Raw genomic sequence first — 16,623 nt, forward strand, 5'->3', positions numbered from 1 at the left:
CGTCGTCCGGGACCCTGCCGGTGCGACCAGCCATAAAAACGACGGAGACAACATGAGCAAGATTCCTTTCGCGTTGCGCGGCACCGCGGCTGCCGCCACCGTTCTGGGCCTCATCGCGGGCGCCCACGCCCAGCAGGCGCCTGAAGAGAAGAAGAAGGCGGACGACAACCAGCTCGAGACGGTGGTCGTCACCGGCATGCGCCGCTCGGCCGAGTCGGCCCAGACGATCAAGCAGAACAGCGACCAGGTGGTCGACTCGATCGTCGCCGAGGACATCGGCAAGTTCCCCGACAAGAACGTGGCCGAGATCCTGGGCCGCGTCACCGGCGTGCAGATCCAGCGCAACAACGGCGAGGCCAGCGGCGTGATCGTCCGGGGCCTGGGCGGCGTGGTCACGCTGCTCAACGGCCGCGAGTTCTTCTCGGACTCGGGCCGCAGCCTGTACCTGTCCGACGTGCCGGCGACCATGCTCAAGCGCATCGACGTCTACAAGACGCAGGAAGCCTCGCTGCCCGAAGGCGGCACCGCCGGCGTCATCGACGTGCGCACCAACCGCCCGCTGGACTTCAAGGACGCGCAACTGGTCGTGTCCGCCCGCGGCGAACGCCGCGACAAGGCCAAGACGAACAACCCGGACATCTCCGGCATGGCGTCCAACCGCTGGAAGACGGACCTGGGCGAGATGGGTGCGCTGATCGGCCTGTCCTACCAGCGCGGCCAGTACCACGATGAAACCGGCTTCGTCGGCAATCCCGAGCAGATCGTCGTGCCGGGCCGCACGAACCCGGTCCTGGGCACCGACTCGATGGGCCGCGTCTTCGCCCTCGGCGACCGCAAGCGCGTCGCCGGCAACTTCGCCCTGCAATGGAAGCCGAACAAGGATGCCGAGATCTACCTCGAAGGCTTCGGCACCCGCATCGACCACCGCTATCAGCTGTCGTTCCTGGTGGGCGGCATCGGCATGTTCAACGACGGCGCCTGGCGCCCGGCGCCCGGCACCGTGATCACGACCAAGCCGGGCACCGACAACCTCGACACCGCCACCAACACCAACTATCCGGGTTGGGGGTTCACCTCGACGCAGGCCAAGCACGACGAGGTCGGCAACAACCAGCTGGCCCTGGGCGGCAACTGGCGCATCACCGATCGACTGAAGGTCAGCACCGAGCTGGCCCGCACGCGCAGCGAGATCGACTGGGTCAACCGCATCCTGGACACCGGCTACAACCCCACCAGCACCGTCGCGATGGTGCGCGGCGGCGGCGGCTACATCGACTATCCCGGCCTGGACCTGACCGACGCCGCGAACTTCCACGTCAACGGCGGCGTCGACGTGCGCGGCCGCCGCGAGGGCCGCTCCACCGACTGGCGCGCCGATGCCGACTACGACATGGGGGACGGCTTCCTGAAGGAGCTCAGCACCGGCGTGCGCCTGGCCAAGCGCGATGCGATGTCGATCAACAGCAACATGCCGTGGACGACCTCGTTCTCGGCGGTGGGCCAGACGCTGACCAACTTCCCCGGCGTCTACGAGGTGTCGCCCAAGACCTACGGCGACTTCGGCGTGAAACGCTACGTCTTCGCGTCCCGCGACTGGCTGCTCGACAACGGCGACGCGTTCCGCCAGATGCTGACCGGCAGCACGACGCTGACGCCCTACGACCCGATGACGCTGTTCGACGACACCGAGAAGACCAGCGCCGTGTACGGACGCGCCAAGTTCGGCTTCGACGCGTGGGGCGTGCCCGTCTCCGGCGTGGCCGGCGTGCGGCTGGTCCGCACCGAGCAGACGCTGCGCGGCAATTCCCGGGACGTCTCGTCCAACGTGATCACCCCGGTGCTGGTCGACACGTCGCGCACCGACGCGCTGCCGACCCTGTCGTTGCGCGCCGACCTGACCCCGCGCCTGGTCAGCCGGCTGGTCTGGGGCAAGACGATCGAGCGTCCCAACTTCGTCGACTACAACCCCGGGCAGACCAACTCGCCGCCCGGCGGCGGCACCACCTTCGGCACGCTGTCGGGCGGCAATCCCGACCTGAAGCCGACCGAGTCGAACAACACCGACGTCGCGCTCGAGTACTACTTCGCCAAGACCCGGCTCGGTCACCGGCACCGTGTTCGAGCACAAGTTCAAGAACCGCGTCATGACGCAGACGACGCAGACCACGATCAACGGCGTCCCCTACAACGTGACGCAGCCGGTCAACGTCACCCGCGCCAACCTGCACGGCTACGAGCTGAGCTACCGCCAGTTCTACGACTTCCTGCCGGGCTGGCTGGGCGGCTTCGGCATGGAAGCCAACTTCACCTTCATGACCGGCAAGCAGACCCAGCCGGACGGTACCGACGGCCCCTTCCTCGGCCAGTCGAAGAAGGCCTACAACCTGGTGGGCATGTACGAGCGCAACGGCATCTACGCCCGCCTGGCCTACAACTGGCGCGACAAGTTCCTGGCCGAGTTCCCGTACCGCAGCACGCAGCACGCGCTGTGGGTGGCGCCGCTCAAGACGCTGGACCTGTCGCTGGGCTACGACGTGACCCGGCAGATGACGGTGTCCCTGGACGTGACCAACCTGCTGAACCAGGCCTATCACGACTACTTCGACAAGGACCCGTCGCTGGTGCGTGACGTGCGCTACTACGACCGCACGGTGGCCCTGGGCCTGCGCTGGAAGCTCTGATCCCGCCCGCCGACGACCTCGCAGCTCCCCCGTACCGATGACCGGCACCACCGACGCGCCCGCGGCGCAAGTCCTGACCCCGCTGATCCTTCAGCGGGCGGATCCCCACCTCACCCGTCACGTCGACGACGCGGGCCGGGCGCGCTATTTCTTCACCGCCTCGGTGCCGGCCTACGACCACATCGAGCTGCGCGCCGCCGACCGCTGGGGCGACCTGCCCCAGGCCGAGCCCCGCGTGATCTGGCGCAAGCCGGACACCGGGCCGTGGTCGGCGCTGATCTGGGCGCCGGAGCTGCACTTCCGGCAAGGCGCCTGGTACGTGTACTTCGCCGCGGCGCCGAGCCGGGAGATCGTCGACGGCCTGTTCCAGCACCGCATGTATGCGCTGCGGACCACCTCGGCGGACCCGATGACGGGCACCTGGGAATTCCTCGGCCAGGTCGACAGCGGGATGGATACCTTCTGCCTGGACGCGACGACGTTCGAGCACCAGGGACGGCTGTACTACCTGTGGGCGCAGAAGGACCTGGCCGTCCCCGGCAATTCCAACCTGTACATCGCGCCGATGCGCACGCCCTGGCAGCTCGCCGGGGCGCCGGTGATGCTCAGTCGTCCGGAGTTCGACTGGGAATGCCGCGGCTTCCTGGTCAACGAGGGGCCTTCGGTGCTGAGGCGCCATGGCAAGGTCTTCATCAGCTACTCGGCCAGCGCCACGGACGAGAACTACGCGATGGGGCTGCTGTGGATGGACGAATCGTCCGATCCGATGGACCCGGCGAGCTGGATCAAGTCGCGCCGGCCGGTGCTGACGACCAGCGCAACGCAGTCGGTTTTCGGCCCCGGGCACAACAGCTTCGCGCTGGACGAGGACGGCGAGACGGTCCTGCTCGTCTATCACGCCCGCACCTACACCGAGATCGTCGGCGATCCGCTCTGGAACCCCGACCGCCACACCTTCGTCAAACGCCTGGCATGGACCTCCGACGGCATGCCACGTTTCGGCGACGCCGGCCTGGCCACCTGACGGCGTCCTCGGTGGCAGAACCGTGGAAGTACGGCGCTGGTGGGGGACGGCATGGCGTGGGGTTTCGGCGCTTGCCGCCGGGGCCCCACGCCATGGCGGCCAACGCCCCCGGCCGAAGAAGGACGGACAAAGAAGGACAGCCGAAGAAGGACAGCCGAACCCCAAAATCAGATACCGATCTTGACATCGAAACCATGGAAGTTTTGATTGGATCCGAATCACCCATCTCCCTAGCATCGTGCAACGGAGACATCACAGAACACTGCAATGACCGAGGCCAGGAAGAAGATCAAGCTGCGTTCCGCCGAGTGGTTCGGAACACAGGACAAGAACGGGTTCATGTACCGGTCCTGGATGAAGAACCAGGGCATCCCGGACCATGAATTTGAGGGGAAACCGATCATCGGCATCTGCAACACGTGGTCGGAACTGACCCCGTGCAACGCGCATTTCCGCAAGCTGGCCGAGCACGTCAAGCGCGGCATCCTGGAGGCTGGCGGCTTCCCGGTGGAGTTCCCGGTGTTCTCCAACGGCGAGTCCAACCTGCGCCCCACCGCCATGCTCACGCGCAACCTCGCCAGCATGGACGTCGAGGAATCGATCCGCGGCAATCCGATGGATGCCGTCGTGCTGCTGGTCGGCTGCGACAAGACCACCCCTGCCCTGCTGATGGGCGCGGCCAGCGTGGACCTGCCGACCATCGTCGTGACTGGCGGGCCGATGCTCAACGGCAAGCTCAACGGCAAGAACATCGGCTCGGGCACCGCCGTCTGGCAACTGCACGAGCAGGTCAAGGCCGGCGAGATCTCGATGCACGAGTTCATCGGTGCCGAGGCGGGCCACTCGCGCTCGGCGGGCACCTGCAACACCATGGGCACGGCCTCCACGATGGCCTGCATGGCCGAGTCGCTGGGCACCTCGCTGCCGCACAACGCCGCGATCCCGGCGGTCGACTCGCGCCGCTACGTGCTGGCGCATCTCTCCGGCATGCGCATCGTGGACATGGTCTGGGAGGACCTGAAGCTGTCCCGGATCCTGACCCGCGAGGCCTTCGAGAACGCCATCCGGACCAATGCCGCGATCGGCGGCTCGACCAACGCGGTGATCCACCTGAAGGCGATCGCCGGCCGCATCGGCGTGCCGCTCGAGCTCGAGGACTGGACCACCATCGGCCGCGGCACGCCGACGCTGGTGGACCTGCTGCCCTCGGGCCGCTTCCTGATGGAGGAGTTCTATTACGCCGGCGGCCTGCCGGGCGTGCTGCGCCGGCTCGGCGACCACGGGCTGCTGCCGCACAAGGACGCGCTGACCGTCAACGGCCGCACCCTCTGGCAGAACTGCCACGACGCGCCCATCCATGACGAGGAGGTCATCCGCCCGATCGACCGGCCGCTGATCGAGGACGGCGGCATCTGCGTGCTGCGCGGCAACCTGGCGCCGCGCGGCGCGGTGCTCAAGCCCTCGGCGGCGACGCCCGCGCTGATGCAGCATCGCGGTCGCGCCGTCGTCTTCGAGGACTTCGACGACTACAAGCGGCGGATCATGGATCCGGACCTGGAGGTCGACGCCGATTCGATCCTCGTCATGAAGAACTGCGGCCCCCGCGGCTACCCCGGCATGGCCGAGGTCGGCAACATGGGCCTGCCGCCCAAGCTGCTGGCGCGCGGCATCAAGGACATGGTCCGGATCTCCGACGCCCGCATGAGCGGCACCGCCTACGGCACCGTGGTGCTGCACGTCGCGCCGGAAGCCAAGGCCGGCGGACCGCTGGCGGTGGTGCGCGAGGGCGACTGGATCGAGCTGGACTGCGCCGCCAACCGGCTGCATCTGGACATCGGCGACGAGGAGCTGGCGACCCGCCTGGCCGACTGGGCCGCGAAGCAGACGCCCGATCCCGCGGACCAGAGCGGCTACCGCAAGCTCTACGTCCAGCACGTGCTGCAGGCCGACGAGGGCTGCGACTTCGACTTCCTGCGCGGCAGCCGCGGTTCCGCGGTGCCCCGGCACTCGCACTGAGCGCGCATCGAGGACAAGCGAAGGACCGGCGACGGTCCTTCGTCGTTTGAGCGGGCGAGCGCCCGGAGACGAGACGACACCAGACGGCCGCAAGCCCGCAAGTCTGCGACGGCGGGACGACGGGACGGCAGACGCCGCCCCACAGGCCGGCCACGACAACGACAACAGGAGACAAACATGAGCATGAAGAACAAGGCCTGCGGCCTGATCGCGGGCGCGCTGCTCGCGGGCGCCGCGCAGGCGGCCGACGTGACGCTGAGCATCGACGCGGACAAGCCCGGACCGCGCATCCATCCCGAGGTCTACGGCCAGTTCGCCGAGCACCTCGGCACCGGCATCTACGAGGGGATGTGGGTCGGTCCCGACTCGAAGATCCCCAACGTGCGCGGCTGGCGCAAGGACGTGGTGGGCGCGCTCAAGGCGCTGCACGTGCCGCTGGTGCGCTGGCCCGGCGGTTGCTTCGCCGACGAGTACCACTGGCGCGAAGGCATCGGCCCGCGCGGCAAGCGGCCGGTGAAGGTCAACACGCACTGGGGCGGCGTGGCCGAGAACAACGCCGTCGGCACGCACGAGTTCTTCGACCTGGTCGAGCAGCTCGGCGCCAAGGCCTACGTCAACGGCAACCTGGGCACCGGCAGCGCGCGCGAGATGGCCGAGTGGCTGGAGTACATGACGGCCGAGGGCAACTCCACGCTGGCGCAGGAACGCCGCAGGAACGGCCGCGACAAGCCCTTCAAGGTGGACTACTTCGCCGTGGGCAACGAGGCCTGGGGCTGCGGCGGCAACATGACGCCCGAGTACTACGTCAACCAGTACCGGCAGGTCGCCACCTTCCTGAAGACGCCCGAGAACAACCGGCCCAAGTTCATCGCCAGCGGCGGCAACGCCAACGACACGCGGTGGACCGAGGTGCTGAGCACGCAGAACATCAAGTTCAACTTCGACGCGATCGGCCACCACTACTACGTCTTCCCCACCGGCCAGTGGGAGGGCAAGGGCCCGGCCGCCGGCTTCAAGGAGGACCAGTGGCTCTCGCTGCTGTCCTACACGCAGGACTTCGAGAAGACCGTCGCCGCCAACATCGCCGTGCTGGACAGGAACGACCCGCAGAAGCGCCTCGGGCTCTACCTGGACGAATGGGGCAGCTGGTATGACCCGGAGCCGGGCACGAACCCGGGCTTCCTCGTCCAGCGCAACACGCTGCGCGACGCGGTGCTGGCCGCCCTGCACTTCCACATGTTCCACCGGCATGCGGACCGCGTGCACATCACCAACATCGCGCAGATGGTCAACGTGCTGCAGGCGATGATCCTGACGGACAAGACCCGCATGGTGCTGACGCCGACGTATCACGCCTTCGCGCTGTACACGCCCTTCCAGGACGCGACCGCGCTGCCCGTGACGCTGGGCGGCAATCCCGAGTACGCGCTGGCCGGCAAGGCCATGCCGGCGGTGAGCGCCTCGGCGGCGCGCGGCAAGGACGGCCGGCTGTACCTGGCGCTGATCAACGTGAATCCGCGCGAGGCGCAGACGGTGACGCTCGCCGTGCAAGGCGCCGCGGCGCGACGCGCGGTCGGCCAGGTGCTGAGCGCCGACGCGATGGACGCCGAGAACAGCTTCGCCAGGCCGGACGCGGTCAAGCCCAAGGCTTATGAGGCGCAGGCCAAGGACGGCCGGCTGAGCCTGCCGCTGCCGCCGAAGTCCATCGTCGTCGTGTCGCTGGAGGGCTGATCCATGAGCGACCTCACCCGACGCACCCTGCTCGCGCAGGGCGGCGCGGCGGCCCTCGTCCTCACGGGCTGCGGCGGGGGCGGCTCGTCCGGCGCGGACGCGAGTCCCGCCGCCCCGGCACCGGGCCCTGCGGTTCCGCCGCCACCGCCGCCGCCCGCACCGCCTGCCCCCACGCAGACGCCGGTTCTCTTCACGGAGGTCTCGGTGCACGACCCGTCTGTGATTCGCGCCGACGGCAGCTTCTACATCTTCGGCTCGCACCTCGGCGCGGCGAAGACCTCGGACCTCATGAACTGGACGAGCGTGGCCGACGGCGTGAACAACGCCAACCCGCTGTTCAACCAGGTCACGACCGCGCTGGCCGACACCTTCGCGTGGGCGCAGGTCACCGACCTGTGGGCGCCGGATGTCGCGCGGCTCGACGACGGCAAGTACCGCATGTACTACTGCGCCTGCAAGGGCGACTCGCCGCGCTCGGCGCTGGGCGTGGCGATCGCCGACGCGGTCCAGGGCCCCTACGTGAACCAGCAGATCCTGCTGAAGTCCGGTCAATGGGGCCTGCCCAGCGAGGACGGCACGATCTACGACGCGACGGTACATCCGAACGTCGTCGATCCGCAGGTCTTCAAGGACGCCGCCGGGCGGCTGTGGATGGTCTACGGCTCGTACTCGGGCGGGCTGTTCATCCTCGAGCTCGACAGGACGAGCGGCCTGCCGCTCGCGGGCCAGGGCTACGGCAAGCACCTGATGGGCGGCAACCACGCGCGCATCGAGGGCGCCTACGTGCTCTACAGCCCGGCGTCGCAGTACTACTACCTGTTCTGCAGCTTCGGCGGGCTCGACGCCAACGGCGGCTACAACCTCCGAGTGTCCCGCTCGCGCCTTCCGGACGGCCCGTACGTCGACGGCCGCGGCACCGACATGGCCACCGTCAAGGGCGCCGCCGGCACGCTGTTCGACGACGCGAGCATCACGCCGCACGGCCAGAAGCTGATGGGCGGCCATCAATGGGCGCTGGCGAGCGGCGAGACGGGGACGGCGCCCGGTTATGTCTCGCCGGGGCACAACTCGGCCTACCTCGACGCGGCCACGGGCCAGTTCTTCCTGATCTTCCACACGCGTTTCCCCGGCACCGGCGAGCTGCACCAGGTCCGCGTCCACGAGATGTTCCTGAACGCCGACGACTGGCTGGTCGCCGCGCCGTTCCGCTACGCGCCGCTGTCGCTGGCGGTGCCGGCGGTGACGGCCACGGTGGGCGCCGCGGACGCTGTCGGCGGCTACCAGCTGATCAATCACGGGTTGGACATCACGGCCACGTCGAAGACGTCGGTCGCGATCCGGCTCGCGGGCGACGGCACGGTCAGCGGCGGCGCGACGGGGACCTGGACGCACCAGGGCAACAACCGCGTGTCGGTGGTCTTGAACGGCAGTGGCACGGCGGGCGGCACCTTCGCCGGCGTCCTGTCCCGGCAATGGAACACCAAGGCGGGCGCCTTCGTCGTGACCTTCACGGCGCAGTCGAGCGGCGGCGTGTCGCTGTGGGCCGCGCGCACGGGCGACTGACAGGGCCCGGCTGATGCGCCGCGACTTCCTCCGACGGTGCCTGTGCGGCACCGCGGCCGCCTCGGTCGGGACGGTCTGTGGGCCGGCCTTCGGCGCGCTGTTGGCGGGCGAGTCCGCCGCCGCGCCCGCCGACCCGTCGCCGACAAATCCTGCCCGAGCTGGGGCCGGCGCGGTCTCGCGCTTTCCGTTGTCGCGGGTGCGTCTGCTCGACGGGCCCTGCCTCGACGCGCAACGCACCGACCTGCGCTACCTGATGGCGCTCGATCCGGACCGGCTGCTCGCGCCGTTCCGCCGCGAGGCCGGCCTGCCGCTGCCCAAGCCGTCCTACGGCAACTGGGAGAGCAGCGGGCTGGACGGCCACATGGGCGGGCACTACGTGTCGGCCCTGGCGATGATGGCCGCCGGCACGGGTGACGACGCGGTGCGCGCCCGCCTGCGGCAGGTGCTGGCCGCCCTGCGCCACTGCCAGCTCGCCCACGGCGACGGCTACCTCGGCGGGATCCCCGACGGCAAGCTCGCCTGGCGCGAGATCGCGCGCGGCGAGCTGAAGGTCGACAGCTTCTCCGTCAATGGGCGCTGGGTGCCCTGGTACAACCTGCACAAGACCTTCGCCGGGCTGCGCGATGCGTGGGTCCTGACCGGGGAAGCGCTGGCGCGCGTGATGCTGATCGACCTCGGCGCCTGGGCGCTGACGCTGCTCGAGCCGCTGAGCGATGCGCAGCTGCAGGACATGATGCGCGCCGAGCACGGCGGCATGAACGAGATCCTGGCCGACGTGGCCGCGATGACCGGCGACGCCCGCTTCCTGCGCCTGGCCGAACGCTTCTCGCACCGGGCGGTTCTCGACCCGCTGCGTGAGCGGCGCGACGCGCTGACGGGCCTGCATGCCAACACGCAGATTCCCAAGGTCATCGGCTTTGCACGGATCGCCGAGCTGCGGGCCACGATGCCGGGCGGCCCGCGCGCAGGCGGCGATGCCGCGGCGGACGGCGACTGGCTCGACCCCGCGCGATTCTTCTGGCACACGGTGCGCGAGCGTCGCAGCGTCGCGACCGGCGGCAACAGCGTGAAAGAGCATTTCCACGCGCTGGAGGACTTCCAACCCATGCTCGACGAGGTGGAAGGTCCCGAGACCTGCAACACCTACAACATGCTCAAGCTGACCGAGCTGCTGCATGCGCATGCCGCCGACGATCGCGAGCGGGCCCGGTACGCGGACTACTACGAGCGCGCGCTGTTCAATCACATCCTGGCGTCGCAGCATCCGTCGGGCGGCTTCGTGTACTTCACGCCGATGCGGCCGAACCACTACCGGGTCTATTCGCAGGTCCACCTGGGCATGTGGTGCTGCGTCGGGTCCGGCCTGGAGAGCCATGCGCGGCATGGTCAGTTCGTCTACTCGCGCGTGGAGGACACGGGCGACGTTCCGGCGCTGTTCGTCAATCTCTTCGTTTCCTCCTCGCTGGACTGGCGCGAACAGGGCCTGCGCCTGAGCCAGCACACCCGATTCCCCGACGAGGGGGCGACGCGCCTGCGCATCGACGCCGTCGTTCCCGCCGACGGCGTCGTTGGCGGTGTCGTTGGCGGCGATGCCGAGGCGCGCACCACCGGCGCGGCCGAGGTGCCCGCATCGCGGCGTTTCGCATTGAAGATCCGCCATCCCGGCTGGCTCGCGCCGGGCGCGCTGCGCGTGAAGCTCAACGGCCGGCCGATCGCGCTGTCCGCCGACGATGCGCGCCCGGGCGGATACCTCACGATCACGCGGGACTGGCGCGCCGGCGACGTCGTCGACCTGCGCCTGCCGATGCGCACGACGCTGGAGCCGATGCCCACGCGCACGGATTACGTCGCGGTGCTGCGGGGACCGATCGTCCTCGCGGCCCGCACGCGCCCGATCGCGGGCGAGCGGCTCGTCTTCCGCGCGGGCGAGGCCCGCATGGACCACATCGCGCAGGGCGCGGTCGTGCCGCTGTCGCAGGCGCCGCTCTTCGTGAGTGCCGCGCCGGACTTCGGCGATCGGCTCGCGCCGGTGCCCGGACGCCCGCTGACCTTCAGCGCCGGATCCCTGCCACAAGGGCCGGACGGCGCCTCGGTGAAGGACCTGGTGCTGGAGCCCTTCTTCCGCCTGCACGACACGCGGTATGTCGTGTACTGGCCGTACAGCACGCCGGCCGAGGCCAGAAGCCGCCGCGACCGGCTCGCCCGGGACGAGCGCGAGCGCCTCGCGCTGCAAGCCCGCACCGTCGACGCCGTCGCCCCCGGCGAGCAGCAGCCCGAGAGCGATCACGGCTTCGCGGGCGAAGGCGTCGACACCGGCCTCCACAAGGGCCGCCGCTGGCGTCACGCGACCGCGTGGTTCAGTGTTCGCCTCAGCGATCCGAAGCGGGAGGGTCAGGTCTTGCGGCTGGCGTTCTCCGCGCTCGACGACGGGCGGCGGTTTGCCCTTCAGGTCAATGATCGTGAGCTGGCCGAGCTGACGCTGCGTTCGTCCGCCCTGCCACCCGGCGAGGAGATCTACACCCGCGACTTCGCGCTGCCGGCCGACTGGCCCCGGCCGGCGGACGGATCGCTGCGGGTCAGGCTCGTCGCCTCGCCCGGCTCGATCGCGGGCGGGGTATACGACCTGAGGCTGTTGAAGGCCTCCGATCCGGATCGGGACTAGAACGCGTCGGAGTCCTGGTTGTCTGGTGGCGACCTGTCATTGCATGACGGCGACCCTTGCCGGGACCAGGTCGCCGAGCGTCCCCAACGACAGCCGGGCGCGGTCGACCCATCGGGTCATCGTCGCTGCAACGACGGTGGAGCTGCGCCCTTGTTCCCTCCAAGAGACGGATCCCTCAATCTTCGCGTCGCGCGACGGCCCATTCGAGGCGATCATCCTGTCCACACATGGCACCAGAGGGAGTTCATCGTGACTGCTATCTCCAACCTGAAGATCGGCGTCCGCCTGACCGTGGGCTTTGCGGCCGTGATCGCGCTGCTTGTCATCCTGGCCGTGATCGGCGTCACCAAGATCAGCGCCATCGACCACAACGCCGAGACCATCCTCCATGACCGCTTCGTCAAGGTGAAACTGGCCCAGACGGTCGAGAACGAGGTGAACAACCAGCTCCGCGCGATGCGGACGGCGCTCATCGTGTCCGATCACGCGATGGCCGAGCGGGAGATTGCCAAGCTGGAGACCTCGCTGCCCGTCGTCGCGCGCGCGGTCGAACAACTGACCGCGACGGTGCACAGCGAGCGTGGCAAGGCGGCCCTCGATCAACTGGTCGAGAGCCGCGCCAGGTTCAAGGAAAAGGAACTCCAGCTGATCGATCTGGTGAAGGCGGGAAAGATCGACGAGGGTCGCCAACGACTCGTGTCGGACATCCTGCCGCTGCAGAACGTCTATCTGACGGCGGTCGAGGCCTTCTCGAAGTCGCAGGCGGACAGCATAGAGGAGTTCGGCGCGCAGACCACGGCGCTGGCCCGCAGCGCCAGGACGCTGATGGCGCTGCTGTCGGTGATCGCCGTGCTGCTGGCGGTGGTGATCGCGTATCTGCTGACGCGCTCGATCACGCGGCCGATCGCCGACGCGGTCCGTGTCGCCGAGACCGTGGCCGCCGGTGACCTCTCCGCGTCCATCGAGGTGCGCGGCCGCGACGAGACCGCTCAGTTGCTGGCGGCACTCAAGTCGATGAACGAGAGCCTCATCGGCATCGTCGGGCAGGTGCGGCTGAGCAGCGACTCGATCGCCACGGGCTCGCATCAGATCGCGACCGGCAGCGCCGACCTGTCGCAGCGCACGGAGGAGCAGGCGTCCAGCCTCGAGCAGACGGCCTCGGCCATGGAGGAAGTGGCGGCGACCGCGCAACGCAGCGCCGACTCCGCGCGCAGCGCGACGACCCTGGCCGAGTCCGCCAGCATCGTGGCCAGCCGGGGCGGCGCCACCATGACCGAGATCGTCGCGACGATGGGCGACATCAGCGCGAGCGCCCGCAAGATCGCCGACATCACCGGCGTCATCGACGGCATCGCGTTCCAGACCAACATCCTGGCGCTGAACGCGGCGGTGGAGGCGGCGCGCGCGGGCGAGCAGGGACGGGGTTTCGCGGTGGTCGCCAGCGAGGTCCGCACCCTGGCCCAGCGGGCGGGAACGGCCGCCAAGGAGATCCGCGTCCTGATCGGCGAGAACGTCGGGCGCGTCGAGACCGGATCGCGACTCGTCGAAGGCGCGGGAAGCACCATGGACGAGATCGTGCGCCAGATCCGGGAGGTGGCCCTGTTGATCGCCGAAATCGACACCGCGACGGGCCAGCAGAGCCTGGGGATCGGCGAGGTGAGCAAGGCCGTCAACGTGCTCGACCAGGTGACCCAGCAGAACGCCGCGCTGGTCGAGGAATCGGCCGCGGCAGCGGACAGCCTGAGTCAGCAGGCGCGGCGCCTCACCGAGGTCGTCGGGGCGTTCAAGCTGGGCGCCGCGGGCTGATCATCCACCGACGTCGGCCACGCTGGCTCGACGACGGAGGACGTGCGAAAAGTCTCACCCTCCAATGCCCCCGGGTCGTCGGTTCGATCCGGGTGATGAATCAGTGACGACAGCGACCGGGAGGTCCGAAAGAATCTGGTTCAAGGCAGACAGAGATGAACGATGAGTAGATCCGGGGTGTGCGTCGTCGACCTGACGACGCGGCTGGGCGAGCAGGCGATCGGTCAGGTCCGGACGTCGCCGTCGACCACCGGGCCGCGTCGGTCCATCGCCCTGAGCGCGGATCCCGGCGCCCCGGTCCTGGACTGGTGGCGGCCCCCGCCGCACGGCGAGCACCTGACCCTGGACGACAGCCCCGTCCTGCTCATCCTGCTGCTCGGCCCCGGCTCGGTCCAGGCGGCCAGGGCGATCTTCCGGCAGGCCGTCGCCGCGGGGGTGCCGCGCATCCGCGTGCTCGTCATGCCCAGCGCCATCGTCGAAGAGCTGGCGATGCAATCCCTGGTCGCGCCGGACGATCCCGTGGCGCGCCTCCATCGTCTGCCCGACAGCAGCCCGGAGACGCTGTGGTTCGTCCTGATCGAAGAACTCCCCCCAGGGTCCGGCACGCAAGGCCTGACCCCTTCCCCCCCCCGCCGAGAACCTGAGAACACCGATGAGCACCAATCTCAAGCAGTCGATGAGCACGGCCATGACGATCGACGGCGCCCTCGCGGCCGCCCTCGTGGACTTCCGCAGCGGCATGTGCCTGGCCCAGGCCGGCACCGCCATGAACCTGGACCTGGCCGCGGCCGGCAACACGCAGGTCGTGCGCGCCAAGCTGCAGACGATGGAGGCGCTGGGCCTGCGCAAGGGCATCGAGGACATCCTGATCACGCTGACCGACCAATACCATCTGATCCGCCTCGTGACCAGCAACGCCGGGCTGTTCCTCTACCTGGTGCTGGACAAGAACAAGAGCAACCTCGCCCTGGCCCGCTACAAGCTGACCGACATCGAACGCGCCCTCATGGTGTGACCTGCCCCCGCTCAACCGGAAGAACGCCATGCAATCGCTTCGCGCACTCTGCGGGCTCCTGGCCGCGATCACCCTCGTGCCCGCCTTCGCGGCCGACCCGCCGGTCACCGGCACCCTCCTGCTCGGTCAGGTCGCGCCGTTCAGCGGCCCCTCGGTCAAGCTGGCCGAGGAGTTCAACCTCGGCGCCCGCACCTACTTCCAGGCGCTCAACGAGCGCGGCGGCGTCAACGGCCACCGTGTCGAGCTGCGCACCCGCGACGACCGCTACGTCCCCGCGGAGACCGCGAAGTTCGCCAAGGAACTGATCGAGCAGGACGGCGTCTTCGCGCTGTTCGGCACCGTCGGCACCGGGACCACGCTGGCCGCGGTGCCGGTGGCCGTGGCGGAGGGCGTGCCGCTGTTCGCGCCGTCCACCGGCGCCGACGCGCTGCGCACGCCGCTCAACCGGCTGGTGTTCCACATCCGCGCCGGCTACCACGAGGAGGCCGACTACATCGTCGAGCAGCTGGCGGTCAGCAGCCTGCGCCAGATCGCCGTGTTCCACCAGAACGATGCCTACGGCAAGGCCGGCCTGGAGGCCGTGACGAAGGCGCAGGACAAGCGCGGCTTCAAGGTCGCGGCCCTGGCCACGGTCGAGCGCGACGCCACGGACGTCGCCGACGCCGCCCGCGCCCTGCTCGCGGCCAGGCCGCAGGCGGTGATCCTGATCGCCTCGTACACCTCCAGCGCGGCCCTCGTGAAGGCGATGAAGAAGCTGGGCTACGCCGGCCAGTTCGTCGCGACCTCCTACGTCGGCGGCAAGTCGCTGGCCGACGAGCTCGGCGGCGAAGGCAGCGGCGTGTGGGTCTCCGAGGTCGTGCCCTTCCCCTGGAGCGAAGGCACGCCGCTGCAGCGCGAGTACAACCAGGCGATGCAGCGCGCCGGCGTGCCGCATCGCAGCTTCGGCTCGATGGAGGGCTACCTGGCGGCCAAGGTCTTCACCGAAGGCCTGCGGCGCGCCGGCCGCGATCCCACCCGCGCCAGGCTGATCGCCGCGCTGGAATCGATGCAGGGCTGGGACGCCGGCGGCCCCAGGATTTCCTACTCGGCCACCGATCACAGCGGCAGTCACCGCGTTGAGATGACAATGATCGGTCCCGGAGGCAAGTTCCTGCACTGACCATGTCCCTCACACATCCCTGCCACGCCCGCCGCATGCCCACCGCTCCCCGTCCCGTCACCGCCAGTCCGGCGGCGCCCGTCGCCGGCCACCGGCGGGCGCGATGAGCGCCGGCGACAGGATCCGCGTCCTGATCGCGGACGATCATGCGCTGGTGCGCGAAGGCCTGCGCAAGGTCCTGGAACTCGACGACGGCATCGCGCTGGCCGGCGAGGCCGCCTCGGCCACCCAGGTGCTGGAGCGCCTGGCGCAGGGCGGCATCGACCTGCTGCTGCTCGACCTGCTGATGCCCGGCTGCAACGACGTCGACCTGATCGAGCGCGTCCACCGGGCGCATCCCGACCTGCCGGTGCTGGTCCTGACGATGCACGCCGATCCCCACATCGCCCGGCGCGCGCTGGAAGCCGGCGCGGGCGGCTACCTGACGAAGGACATCTCCACCGAGCTGCTGATCGACGCGATGCATCAGGTCGCGGCCGGCCGCTCCTACGTGGATCCCTCGCTCAGCGCCGCGTTGATCCGGCCGCAGCCCAGGACGCCGGAACCCCTCGACTCGCTCTCGCCGCGGGAGCGGCAGGTGCTCGTCGCGCTGGTGCGCGGGAAATCGCTGGTCGACACCGCCGCCGACCTGAGCGTGGCGCCGAACACCGTGAGCACGTACAAGACGCGCCTGATGGACAAGCTGGGCCAGGCCTCGCTGAGCGACCTCGTGCGCTATGCCGTGCGCCATGGCATCGTGGACTGACGGACGGCGCGTCCGCCGGTCCCTCGGGGCCGGAGCCACACGACTCACACTTGCACGACTGGCGCGACTGGCGCGGGTCTGGCGACTGTCGCTGCTGGCGCTCCTCGCGCTGCTGGCCCTGGCGCCGCGGCCCGGACGGGCTGCTGAGCACATCGTGCTCGCGTCCTACCAGGAGCGCGAGGGGCTGCTGAATCTCACGCCCACCTGCCTGACACGGGATC

The 16,623-nt window shown here is 69.4% G+C and carries 9 protein-coding genes and 2 pseudogenes; all 11 read left to right on the top strand.

Annotated features, from left to right (window positions below; all coding sequences use genetic code 11):
* Window positions 1-52: 52 nt before the first annotated feature.
* Window positions 53-2,137: pseudogene (locus ACFJIX_RS23055) on the top strand (TonB-dependent receptor); the annotation flags it as partial.
* Window positions 2,138-2,144: 7 nt separating this feature from the next.
* A pseudogene (locus ACFJIX_RS23060) lies at window positions 2,145-2,516 on the top strand (TonB-dependent receptor); the annotation flags it as partial.
* Between the two features lie 202 nt (window positions 2,517-2,718).
* Window positions 2,719-3,705, top strand: coding sequence for a family 43 glycosylhydrolase (locus ACFJIX_RS23065; protein WP_377155015.1), 987 nt, complete (start codon window positions 2,719-2,721; stop codon window positions 3,703-3,705).
* A 267-nt stretch (window positions 3,706-3,972) separates the two neighbouring features.
* Window positions 3,973-5,721, top strand: coding sequence for an IlvD/Edd family dehydratase (locus ACFJIX_RS23070; RefSeq protein ID WP_377155016.1), 1,749 nt, complete (start codon window positions 3,973-3,975; stop codon window positions 5,719-5,721).
* A 177-nt stretch (window positions 5,722-5,898) separates the two neighbouring features.
* A complete protein-coding gene (locus tag ACFJIX_RS23075; protein ID WP_377155017.1) occupies window positions 5,899-7,452 on the top strand; it encodes an alpha-N-arabinofuranosidase in 1,554 nt (517 codons plus the stop codon).
* A gap of 3 nt (window positions 7,453-7,455) precedes the next feature.
* Window positions 7,456-9,015 carry a glycoside hydrolase family 43 protein gene (locus tag ACFJIX_RS23080; protein WP_377155018.1) on the top strand — a complete coding sequence of 520 codons (1,560 nt, stop codon included), beginning with the start codon at window positions 7,456-7,458 and terminating at the stop codon, window positions 9,013-9,015.
* Window positions 9,016-9,028: 13 nt separating this feature from the next.
* Window positions 9,029-11,677: a beta-L-arabinofuranosidase domain-containing protein gene (locus ACFJIX_RS23085; protein ID WP_377155019.1), complete on the top strand. Its 2,649-nt coding sequence runs from the start codon at window positions 9,029-9,031 to the stop codon at window positions 11,675-11,677.
* Window positions 11,678-11,926: 249 nt separating this feature from the next.
* Entirely contained in the window at window positions 11,927-13,483 is a 1,557-nt protein-coding gene (locus ACFJIX_RS23090) for a methyl-accepting chemotaxis protein (RefSeq protein ID WP_377155020.1), read from the top strand.
* A gap of 652 nt (window positions 13,484-14,135) precedes the next feature.
* Window positions 14,136-14,498 carry a hypothetical protein gene (locus tag ACFJIX_RS23095; protein ID WP_377155021.1) on the top strand — a complete coding sequence of 121 codons (363 nt, stop codon included), beginning with the start codon at window positions 14,136-14,138 and terminating at the stop codon, window positions 14,496-14,498.
* Window positions 14,499-14,526: 28 nt separating this feature from the next.
* Window positions 14,527-15,657 carry an ABC transporter substrate-binding protein gene (locus ACFJIX_RS23100; RefSeq protein ID WP_377155022.1) on the top strand — a complete coding sequence of 377 codons (1,131 nt, stop codon included), beginning with the start codon at window positions 14,527-14,529 and terminating at the stop codon, window positions 15,655-15,657.
* Window positions 15,658-15,760: 103 nt separating this feature from the next.
* Window positions 15,761-16,402: a response regulator gene (locus ACFJIX_RS23105; protein ID WP_377155023.1), complete on the top strand. Its 642-nt coding sequence runs from the start codon at window positions 15,761-15,763 to the stop codon at window positions 16,400-16,402.
* The last annotated feature ends 221 nt before the right edge of the window (window positions 16,403-16,623 follow it).

This window comes from Roseateles sp. UC29_93 (assembly GCF_042695725.1).
Classification (GTDB): Bacteria; Pseudomonadota; Gammaproteobacteria; order Burkholderiales; family Burkholderiaceae_C; genus Roseateles; species Roseateles noduli_A.